The following is a 9,162-nucleotide window of genomic DNA, read 5'->3' as shown; positions in this document are numbered from 1 at the left end:
CTCGGTCAGCAACGGACCGAGACTTCCGTGCCAGCCGCCATCTCATGCCGGACCAGCGGAAACCGCACGTGAGGTTCGGAAAGAGAACGACCTCTGAGGCAGCCACTTTGGCGCGAGCCCAAAGCCGTTCCACCGACCTCGCACCCCGCTTACCGCCGCCTGTGGGCCATACCGGTCATCATCCCCAGCCGTTCAGGGGACGCGCAGGCCGCCTCCCGTCCAACAGGGCATCCCTTGATTCATGCGTGGGCATTCACCCGCCCTTACCCAGGAACGACAGCAGGCAAGGCATCGGGCCTGCCCTGTCACAGTGAAGGAGGAGCTGGATGTTGATGCGAGCAGCCCGGCAGATGTGGCGCCGGTGGGGGTCGGCGGTGGCGGTGGCGTCGATGGCGGGGGCGGCCGGCCTGGCCGGGGCGGGGGCGGCGACGGCTGCCCAGAACACAGTGGTGAACTGCAACAACAACCCCGCAGCCCTGCAGCCCGCGATCGTAGCCGCTACGCCGGGGGACACGCTGCTGGTGAGGGGGACATGCACCGGCAACTTCACCATCAACAAGGACCTGACCCTGATCGGCCAGGGACGCGCGATCCTCGACGGCACCCAGACCGGTACCACTGTGACGATCTCCGGACCCGTCCAGGTGCAGCTGACCGCCCTGACCATCACCGGCGGCAATGGCACCCTCGGCGGCGGCATCAACATCGCCTCCGGCAGCGTGCTGACGCTGAACCGCTCCACGGTGCGCAACAACACCGCCACCTTCGGGGGCGGCATCTACAACCTCGGCACCCTGACGGTGAACGTCTCCACGCTGCGCAACAACACCGCCACCTTCGGCGGCGGCGTTATCAACGACAGCTTCGGCACGCTGACGCTGAGCGTCTCCACGGTGCGCAACAACACCGCCGACCAAGGCGGCGGCATCTACAACAGCGGCGGCAGCGTGCTGACGCTGGACCGCTCCGCCGTGCGCAACAACATCGCGAACAGCGCAGGCGGCGGCATCTACGACAACGGCGGCACGGAGACGCTGAGAAACTCCGCGGTGGAGCGCAACACCTCGAACGGGGGCTCTGGCAGCGGCGGCGGCATCTTCAACAACGGCGGCTCGGTGACGCTGGACAACTCCAGGGTGCGCAACAACATCCCGGAAAACTGTGCCGGCACCCCCGTTCCCGGCTGCAGTTGACCCCCGCGTCCCGTCGGCACCCCTGGCAAGGCCGGTGGCGGTACAGCAGCGAAGTACGCAACCACAGCAACCGCCCCGTCCGGTGACGACCTCGAAAGGACGTAGCCCGACCGGTATGCCCCTCACCGACCGATCCACATAGAGCTACGGATCAGAGGGCCACAGCGGGTGAAGACGGTCTGGCCCTGCGCCAGGCCGTCTCAGTTTTCGTCTCATACAGCGTGGTTCACCGCCGTTCAGGCAGGACCATCCGCGAGGGTCGTCCCAGCACTCACCCGCCCATGAACGCAGGTGAACAGCACTGCACTCCACCCCGCGAGGCACCAACAGACTTGGAAAGCGTGGTGGGGGCAACCCCTCACGAGTTCGAATCTCGTATCCTCCGCCAGCCCAGAGGGCCGGACCGCGAAAGCGGCCCGGCCCTCTGGCGTTCCAGGGCGGAAACGGGGCGGGGAAGCGCTACGGAGTGTCCGCCGGGTCGCCCGGTTCCGCGGGGCGGCCACGCGTCCCGGCCGCGGGATCCCGGCCGGTGTCGTCCGCCGTGCGCCTGCGCGCGGCGCGGTGCACGGCCTCCCGCAGGCTCCGCGGCGGCTCGTGCGCGAGCGCGGCCACGCGCCGCCGCAGTTCATCGGCCTCGCGTCGGCGCTCCCGCTCCCGGGCCGGGTCCGTGTCCTCCTCCCGGCCCGGGACCGTGTTCTCCTCCGGGGCCGGGACCGTCTTCTCTTCCGGCCCCGGGGCCGCGTTCCGCTCCCGGGCCCGGTCACCGCCGGTGTCGTGCCTGTCCTCGGCGTCCATCGCGACCTCCCCGGGCCAGACGGCAGAAGGCTCTGTCAGGCATTGTCCTCCTCGCCGCCCGCCCAGGCATCGGCCAGCGGGTCGGCGCTCCTGAGCCGGTCGATCTGGCGTCGCCACGCCTCGGCGCGGGCCCGCGTGGACTCCTTGGCCTGCGCGACGAGCTCGCGGGCGGCCGTGAAGCTCTCGGCCTCCGGCGCATCGCGTGCGATACGGCTCACGGTCTTGGTCCTGGCGTCGACAGCCGCGCGGATCGAGGAGCCGTTGAGACGTCCGAGCTTGCGGAATTCCGGCCGGTCGCCGGAGAACCAGGTCTGCTGCCACCAGTCGTCGGTGACCGGGTCGCGCCAGGTGAGATAGCCGCCGCGCAGGATCTGGCGCGGCTCCTTGATGTGTCCGCCGAAGCTGTAGCGCACGCCGTCGGACACGACGGGGTCGTAGAAGCGCGGGGTGAAGAAGTCGGAGACGAGCATGCCGTTGACGGTGTAGCCGAATTCGGCGGCCTCCGAGGGGTCGGCGACCTCGACGAGGAACTCCACCACGCCCTGCTCGGGGTGCGGTGACCTGCCCGCGACCAGGCGGTCCCCCAGCGGGTCGGCGAGCATTTCGAGCATCTCGTGGCTCGCGGTCAGCGACCAGCTGTCGCTGAATTCGATCAGTGAGAAGGGCTGCCCGTTCTCGTCCAGGTGGAACCCGGCGGCATCGGGGACGTCGTCCACCACGATCAGCGGCCAGTATCCGACGGGCACGTCCTCCAGGCGGTCGAAGGCGTCCACGGTCGCGGTGACCTGCCAGATGGGCCCGAAGTCACGGGTGGCCTGCTTCTGGAGCGCGGCGGCCACCCGGCTCAGTCCCGACGCGCTGATCCGCGTGGCCTCGGTGAGGGAGACGAGCGCGAGATGGGAGATCAACATAGCGGCACTGTGCTGCGCGCGCGGCCGGGCCGGACGGCGGCGCACCCGGGCGCCGAGGAGGCCTCACCCGGACGGCCCGCCACCCGCCGCGTGGAGCGGACCCGCCCCCCGGAGCAGCCGACGGCCGCGCCGGAGCCGGGGCCTACCGGGTCACCCGTACCGGCGCCGACACTGTGACCTGGTCCACGTCCGAGACACGGACCGTCGCCTTCAGGGTCCAGGTGCCGGGCACGGGGAGGGTGAAGGAGTCGGCGGCCCAGTAGCCGCCGCGGTCCGTGACCCTCGTGTCCAGGGGGCCCAGGCGCTGGGCCGGGAGCGTCAGGGTGACGCGGAGTTCGGGGACCGAGGCGAAGCCGCCGTCGGGGCCGTAGACCACCGCCTGGACGGAGGTGCCGCCGACCCGGCCCGGGTCCAGGGTGATCTGGACCCTGCCCCGGCCGCCCGGGGCGCCGGAGTCGAAGGGGATCGTGATGACGGACGCCGTGGGGATGCCGGCCACCACCGGCGCGGCGGCCGGCCGTGCGGACTCCGTCGCGGCACGGCCGGGCACGGTGCTGGTCAGGAGCGTGGTCAGGGCGAGCACCAGCAGCGCGGCCACCGCCTCCGCCAGGACGGAGCGGCGCAGGAGGTGCACGGCGGTGACGGGGGCGCGGCCGGCCGGCGGGGGTTCCGGGGGGAGCGGGGGGCCCGTGGCCGGTTCCGGGACACGGGCGCGGACCGGGGCGGCCGCCCGGGCCAGGCGGGTGGTCCAGGTACGGGAGCAGGCCGCCGCGAGCAGGAGTGCGGCGACCGCCGCGAGTTTGGCGAGCAGGGTGCGGCCGTACGTGGTGTCCGTCAGCGCCTGCCAGGAGCCGAGGCCCCGCCAGGACTGGTAGACGCCGGTCACGACCAGGACCGTCACCGAGGCGAGGGCCAGACGGGAGAAGCGGGCCGGTACCGAGGCCGGCAGGCCGGCCGGTGCCGCGGAGCGCCGCAGCGTCCACAGGAGGGCGGCCAGTCCGCCCAGCCAGGCGGCCATGGCGAGCAGGTGCAGGGTCGAGGAGACGAGCGCCGCCGGGACCTGGATGCCCGCCGAGGCGTGGTCGGACGCGGACCAGGTCAGCGAGAGGGCGACGGCGAGGACCGCGGCCGCCGCGAGGGTGGCGCGACGCGGGAGCCGTACGCGGCGGGTTCTCAGCAGGCCCGCGCAGGCCGCCGCCAGGAGCAGCAGCACCAGGCGGGCCAGGAGCAGCAGTCCGGGGCGGGTCGTCGCCGTGCGGGTGAGGGAGGAGAGGGCGAGGGCCGTCGCCGGGGAGGTGCCTTCCTCGTACGGCGCCCGCAGGAGGTAGAGGCCGGCCGTGGCGGCGGTCAGCACGGCCGCGGCGGCCAGGGCGGGGGTGCGCAGGTGGGCCGTCGTCGGGGGGCGGCAGTAGGCCACGAACGCGGCCGTGCCCAGGAGCAGGGCCAGGGAGAGGTAGGCGAGGTAGCGCGCGATGCTGTTCAGGGCCGTGGTCGCCGGGTTCTCGGTCTGTTCGGACGGCGGGGCGGCCGGTGCGGCGGTGCGTTCGCGCACCGAGAAGGTGAGGGCGCCGGACACCGGGTGGCTGTCGGCCGAGACCACCCGCCAGGCGACCGTGTAGGTGCCGGTGGCGAGCTTGGCGGGGAGGGTGACGCGGGCCGTGTCGGAGCGGCCGGCGGCGTGGCCGGCGGGGCCGGTGCGCACGCGGTGGTTGCCGGGGTCGTAGACCCGGAAGGAGTCGGTCAGCAGGCCGACCGACTCGGTGAAGGTGAGGGTCACCTGGCGCGGCGCGGTGCGCAGGACGGTTCCGTCGGCGGGGTCCGTCGCGCGCACCACGGCGTGCGCCGAGGCGGGGGCGGCCGTGCCGAGGACCAGGCCGGACAGCAGGACGGGCAGGAGCAGGAGCACGGCCCTGAGAAGCCGTGCGGACCGGTGTGCCCGTCGCGGTCCTCGGTCTCCGTGGCGCAGCACTCTCAGCCTCCGTCCCCCCGTGCTCCGTGACAGGGCCTCCCCACAGGTACGCGGGAAACGGCCCGTGTGCTCACCAGGTCGGCCGGGCCGTCACCCCGCCGTCCACCACGAGGTCGTGGCCGGTGATCCAGGAGGCGAGCGGGGAGGCCAGGAAGACGCAGGCGTCGGCGACGTCCTCGGGGCGGCCGAGGCGCCCGGCGGGGGCCGCGGCGAGCCATCGCCGTACGCCGTCCGGCCAGGACCCGGCCAGGCCGGGCCGGTCGATCAGGCCGGGCGAGACGGTGTTCACGCGGATGCCGTCGGAGCCGTACTCCAGGGCCGCCGCGCGGGCGTGCATGACCACCGCCGCCTTGGCGGCGCCGTAGTGGGCGTGGCCGGGGGCGGGGTGGCCGGCCTCGATGGAGGCGATGTGGGTGATGGTGCCGCCGCCGTGGCCGCGCATCCGGGCCACGGCGGCCTGGGTACAGGCGAAGACGCTGGTGAGGTCGGTGTCGACGACCGTGCGCCAGTCGTCCGCCGTCATGCCGGCGAGCGGCTGGACGGGCTGTACGGCCGCGTTGTTGACGAGGGCCGTGAGGCGGCCGGCCGACCAGGCCGTCGTCTCCTCGACCAGGCGGTGACAGGCGGCCTCGTCCGTCAGGTCCGCCTGGAGGACGACCGCCCGGCCGCCTTCCCGCCGGATCCGGTCGGCCACGTCGGTGGCCGCGGCGACGGCCGTGCGGCAGTGGACGGCCACCGCCGCGCCCTGTGCCGCGAAGCGCAGGGCGATGGCGCGGCCGATGCCGCCGCCCGCGCCGGTCACCAGGGCGGTCTGTCCGTCGAGCAGGGTCATGGGCGGCACAGTTCCCCGATCAGGGCGGCCTCGGCCGGGTAACGCGCCGTGAGCTCGGCCGCGTTCCCGTGTTCGTAGTCCGCGTAGGTGAATCCGGGGGCCATGGTGCAGCCGAAGAAGGCCCACGCGCCGCCCGGCGCCACCCGCGCGCCCATCCAGGTGCGGGCCGGCACGACGAGCTGTGGGTGCGGGCCGGGGCCGAGGACGGCGGTGCTGGTGGTGCCGTCGGGGGCGAGGAGCAGCAGGTGGAGCGGGTCGCCGAGGTAGAAGTGCCAGACCTCGTCGAAGGGCAGGCGGTGCAGGGCCGAGAAGTCGCCCGCGGTGAGCAGCGCGACGATGGCGGAGCCCTCGGGGCGGCCGTCGGGCCGTTCGGGGCCGGTCCAGGTGCGCCGGAACAGGCCGCCCTCGCGGGGGATGGGTTCGAGGCCGTGGACAGCGATCAGCTCTTCGGGCGTCGTCACTCGGGGAAGGCTACCGCCCGTTCCAGGAAGGCCAGTTGAGCGTGCTTCTCCGGCAGGTACACGTCCGGCAGATCGACCTCGGGCAGCACGACGACGGGGCCGCGGCAGAAGCCCTGGCGTTCGAAGCGGGTGATCGCCCTGACGTTGCGCACGTCCGGGTCGACCACGACCCGTTGGCGGCCCAGGCCCCGCAGCACGTACGTCGTCAGCACCGTCAGCAGGGCGCACGTCCAGCCGTGGTGCGGGCCTTCCGGGCCGGCGGGGGCGAGGAGGAGGTGCACGCCGAGGTCGCCGGGGCGGACGTCGTAGCACTCGCCGACCCGGTCGGCGGACGGCTCGTACGTCTGGAAGAGGGCGGCCGGCCCGCCGTCCTTGGTGACCAGATGGGCGTGGTGGGTGTCGAGCGTGGCCATATGGGCGTAGATCTCGGCGACCTGGTCCCTGGTGAGGCCGTTCATGCCCCAGAACGCGGCGCGTTCCTCTCTCACCCAGGCGTGCACCACGTCCGCGTCGCCCTCCGGGTCGAGGGGGCGTATGCGGACGGTGCCGTAGCCGTCGATGTGCTGGACGTGCAGGTCAGTCATGGGTTCCCTCGGTGGATTCGGCGGGGGTCGGCTCGGCGGGTTCGGCCGGTTCGGCCGGTTCGGTCGGTTCGGGGGTGAGCAGGGACCAGTCGGTGACCACCGGGGCCAGTTCTCCCGTGAGCCACAGCGGGAGCTGGTCGCGGTGGTGGGCGGCGCCGGGTACGCCGTCGGCGCCGAAGGGGACCACCCAGCGGCTGTTGTCGCGGTCGGCCAGGTCCCAGACGTAGCGGGCGGCCGGGCCCCGTGCGGCGCGGTCGGTGAGGCCGGGGACGGCCGAGGTGCAGAGCACGCAGTCGTGGTCGCCGGCGAGACCGGGTGCGGCGGCTCCGTCCGGCGTGGTGTGCGGCTCGTCCGGCAGCGCCTTCCAGGGGGCCAGACGGTGGGTGGCGGCCCAGGGGCGGGCGGGCGGCGCGGCGGCCACCTCCTCCAGGGCGGTACGGACGGCTGCCGCGCGGTCGATGCCGTACGCGTCCTCGGCGCGCAGGAGGTGTTCGAGGGCGAAGCCGACGCGCGGGACGAGGGCCAGCCAGGGCAGCAGGACCTCCGGGTAGGCCGGGGGCTCGGTGAGCGGGGCGAAGACCGGGTGCGCGGCGAGTCGCCGGACGACCGCGCCGCGCACCGCCGCGTAGGCGGCCGCCTCGGTGCTGTCCGCCGCCATGTGGCGGTCCCAGGCGAGCAGGCGGTCGCGCAGGTCCGCGGCGGCGGGGGTGAGGCCGGTGAGGGCGGCGAGGTGGTCCAGCAGGGGTGCGGCGGAACCCAGGTGGGTGTCGGTGTGGATCGCTGACATGCCGTCGGCGGTCCAGGTGCGGCGGGCGTCGAGCAGGGCGCGGATGCGGGCGGCGCGGTGGGGCGGGGCGAACTCGACGCCGAGCGGGGTGGCCAGGCCGCGGGCGTTGGCCATCACCGCGATGCCGTCGGCCGGTTCGGCGTACGGCGTCTCGTGCGTGCCGTGCCAGTCGTGGCCGGGTTCCCATGCGGCGACCGGGTGGAGGCGGTTGGCCTCGGCGCGGACGGGGACCTTGCCGGCGACGCGGTGCAGGGTGCCTCCGGCGGTGTCGGCGGCCTGGACGACGTTGACCGGCTCGGTCCAGGCGTCCAGGGCCCTGTCGATGTCGGCGACGCCGCGGGCGCGGAGGAGGGGGAGGAGGGCGCTGAAGCCGAGGTCTTCCGTCACGCGGGGTGGGTAGCGGAGGGCCAGCGCCTCGGCTTCGCCGTCGCCACCGAGGTGTTTCCCACCCGCACCACCCGTGCGGCTCTCGTCGCCGGCTGCGGGTGGCCCCGGCACGGCGTCGCCGCCGTCGGCGGCCTCCGGACCGTGCGCGGAGGCGTCGGCCGCACGGCCCGCCGGGGTTCGCGTCGCGGAGGGAACCGGGCTTGGTGTGCGGTCCGCCGTGAGCCGTGCCGGCTCCGTGGTCGGCAGGTGGGCCGCCGGGACCCGGGGCCGGGAGGACTCCAGGCCTTCGGGGCCTCCGGCGATGACCGGGCCCCGTTCCGTTTCCACCACCTCGATCTCCAGCGGGGGTTCGCCCGCGATCCGGACGGTCTCCGTATGGCGGGCGGCCCGGTGCCAGGTGCCGTCCGGGCCGAGGGCCTCGATGCCCGCGCCGGTGCGCCGCAGCCGCTCCCGGTAGAGGTCCTGGTAGTCGGCCATGGCGTTGGTGATGGCCCAGGCGGCCGTGCCGGTGTGGCCGAAGTGGGCGATGCCGGGGACACCGGGCACGGCCAGGCCGACCACGTCGAACTCGGGGCAGGCCAGGCGGATCTGCTGGTAGACGCCGGGGTCCTCGATGAAACGGTGCGGGTCGCCGGCGAGGAGGGCGTGACCGCCGGCGGTGCGCTCGCCGGTGACCAGCCAGCCGTTGCTGCCGGCCGTGCCGGGGCCGTCGGTGGCGAACAGGCCGACCGCCTCGGGGCCGAGGTGCCGGATCGCCTGCTCGCGCCAGAGCTTGGCCGGGAAACCGGCGAAGAGGATGTGCGTGCCGAGCCACACCCCGAGCGGCGTCCAGGGCTGCCAGTGGCCGGGGGCCAGAGCGGTGCGGGCGAACTCGGGGGCGCGGCGGGCCCCGGCGGCCAGCCCCTCGTTGACGCCGTCGGTGTACGCCCGCACCCACGCGGCCGTCTCCGGGTCCCGGCGTTCCAGCGCGGCGAAGCAGCGGCGGGCGGTGTCGTCGAGCCGGGCCCGCCGGGCGAAGACGTCCCACGACAGGGCCTCGGCGCCGAGGAAGGACGCGGAGGTGCCCTGGGCGCGGTGGCGCTCGACCTCCAGTTGCCAGGCCCGGTCGTGGGCGGTGACCCGGCCCTGGGCGTGGGCGAGTTCGCGGGCGTCGGAGGCGCGCAGATGGGGAATTCCCCAGGCGTCGCGGTAGATCTCGATGGTCACCCCGGGAACCCCCTGTGCTTTAGGTTAGCCTTGCCTA

General features: G+C 74.3%; 8 protein-coding genes. 1 reads left to right on the top strand and 7 read right to left on the bottom strand.

The features are described 5' to 3' along the window. Positions 1–374 precede the first annotated feature (374 nt). Complete coding sequence (locus tag FHS34_RS22225) at positions 375–1,193, top strand: hypothetical protein (protein WP_184968068.1); 819 nt, start codon at positions 375–377, stop codon at positions 1,191–1,193. A gap of 459 nt (positions 1,194–1,652) precedes the next feature. On the opposite strand, the gene FHS34_RS22220 is transcribed toward FHS34_RS22225, so the two are convergent. From FHS34_RS22220 to FHS34_RS22190, 7 genes are all read right to left on the bottom strand, one after another. Next, on the bottom strand, positions 1,653–1,988 hold the full coding sequence (locus tag FHS34_RS22220; RefSeq protein WP_184968066.1) for a hypothetical protein: 336 nt from the start codon (positions 1,986–1,988) through the stop codon (positions 1,653–1,655). A gap of 35 nt (positions 1,989–2,023) precedes the next feature. Continuing rightward, positions 2,024–2,899 carry a hypothetical protein gene (locus FHS34_RS22215; protein WP_184968064.1) on the bottom strand — a complete coding sequence of 292 codons (876 nt, stop codon included), beginning with the start codon at positions 2,897–2,899 and terminating at the stop codon, positions 2,024–2,026. A 142-nt stretch (positions 2,900–3,041) separates the two neighbouring features. Then, positions 3,042–4,799, bottom strand: a complete 1,758-nt coding sequence (locus tag FHS34_RS22210) for a copper resistance CopC/CopD family protein (RefSeq protein ID WP_184968141.1) — start codon at positions 4,797–4,799, stop codon at positions 3,042–3,044. Positions 4,800–4,938: 139 nt separating this feature from the next. Beyond that, on the bottom strand, positions 4,939–5,700 hold the full coding sequence (locus tag FHS34_RS22205; RefSeq protein WP_184968062.1) for an SDR family NAD(P)-dependent oxidoreductase: 762 nt from the start codon (positions 5,698–5,700) through the stop codon (positions 4,939–4,941). After that, positions 5,697–6,161 carry a cupin domain-containing protein gene (locus tag FHS34_RS22200; RefSeq protein ID WP_184968060.1) on the bottom strand — a complete coding sequence of 155 codons (465 nt, stop codon included), beginning with the start codon at positions 6,159–6,161 and terminating at the stop codon, positions 5,697–5,699. The genes FHS34_RS22205 and FHS34_RS22200 overlap by 4 nt, the downstream gene beginning before the upstream one ends. Then, on the bottom strand, positions 6,158–6,745 hold the full coding sequence (locus FHS34_RS22195; RefSeq protein ID WP_184968057.1) for a GNAT family N-acetyltransferase: 588 nt from the start codon (positions 6,743–6,745) through the stop codon (positions 6,158–6,160). The genes FHS34_RS22200 and FHS34_RS22195 overlap by 4 nt, the downstream gene beginning before the upstream one ends. Then, on the bottom strand, positions 6,738–9,125 hold the full coding sequence (locus tag FHS34_RS22190; protein ID WP_184968055.1) for a penicillin acylase family protein: 2,388 nt from the start codon (positions 9,123–9,125) through the stop codon (positions 6,738–6,740). The genes FHS34_RS22195 and FHS34_RS22190 overlap by 8 nt, the downstream gene beginning before the upstream one ends. Between the last annotated feature and the right edge of the window lie 37 nt (positions 9,126–9,162).

Source organism: Streptomyces echinatus (assembly GCF_014203595.1).
Taxonomy (GTDB): domain Bacteria; phylum Actinomycetota; class Actinomycetes; order Streptomycetales; family Streptomycetaceae; genus Streptomyces; species Streptomyces echinatus.
The sequence above is the reverse complement of the archived record's forward strand: the minus strand, read 5'-3'. Positions and strand labels throughout refer to the sequence as shown.

Bases quoted from the DNA above. Each gene is read 5' to 3' on its own strand.
- FHS34_RS22220 (WP_184968066.1), bottom strand. From the start codon at position 1,988: ATGGACGCCGAGGACAGGCACGACACCGGCGGTGACCGGGCCCGGGAG.
- FHS34_RS22215 (WP_184968064.1), bottom strand. From the start codon at position 2,899: ATGTTGATCTCCCATCTCGCGCTCGTCTCCCTCACCGAGGCCACGCGG.
- FHS34_RS22205 (WP_184968062.1), bottom strand. From the start codon at position 5,700: ATGACCCTGCTCGACGGACAGACCGCCCTGGTGACCGGCGCGGGCGGC.
- FHS34_RS22195 (WP_184968057.1), bottom strand. From the start codon at position 6,745: ATGACTGACCTGCACGTCCAGCACATCGACGGCTACGGCACCGTCCGC.